The organism is Aequorivita vitellina (assembly GCF_022008365.1).
Classification (GTDB): domain Bacteria; phylum Bacteroidota; class Bacteroidia; order Flavobacteriales; family Flavobacteriaceae; genus Aequorivita; species Aequorivita vitellina.
The window spans coordinates 1-620 of sequence record NZ_JAIRBA010000126.1 but is presented as its reverse complement, the minus strand read 5'-3'; the positions used below and the strand labels follow the sequence as shown (position 1 = coordinate 620).

Here is a 620-nt window from a genome sequence, read left to right as displayed (position 1 = left end):
TAACAGCCTGTCTCGGTATTGGTGATTCCCGTGAAAATGGTCTGTGGGTTTATCGGGTTGTTGCCCGCATCCATATTGCGATGGCCCGTAACATTTGTAATGGCATTGGTATTGTTTTCTGCATCTAGTGCTGTTAGGTAAAAACTTACCTCCATCGGTGGTGCCGGCTGGCCTCCCAATATCTCACCGATCTTAGTGGTAAGGTCAAAGACGCCTATCTCGGTACCATCTGTTGAACAGTACACATAGGGTTCTACAACCGCACTGTCGTCTGGTAATGGTTCTACAATTAATTCTAGTTCTACAATTTCAAAACAACCTGTGGTATTACTGGTAGCACGTACATAGATAACCTGTGGGTTGCTGATGTTCTGGTAGGCCGTTGTCTCTGCTGCCGGGATGGCATCGGTCTGGGTTACCGCATCGCCGTAGCTTTCATAGTAGTCCAAGGTCCAGTTGTTCCCATTGCGTATTTGTGCGTTGCGAACGGTAAGGTCAAACAGCTCTACTTCGTCATAAGGCCCTGGGGGTACAATTATATTGTAGTCGCACAGTACAATAGGGTCTGGCGTTACAGGGTTTGGATTGCTGATTACCTTTATGGTAAGGGTCGTAAAGGA

At 47.1% G+C, this 620-nt stretch carries 1 protein-coding gene; it reads right to left on the bottom strand.

The genetic code is table 11. From position 1 onward, the window contains the following. Positions 1 to 620: hypothetical protein (locus K8089_RS16270; RefSeq protein WP_237604336.1), on the bottom strand; the 620-nt coding region annotated here is incomplete at both ends.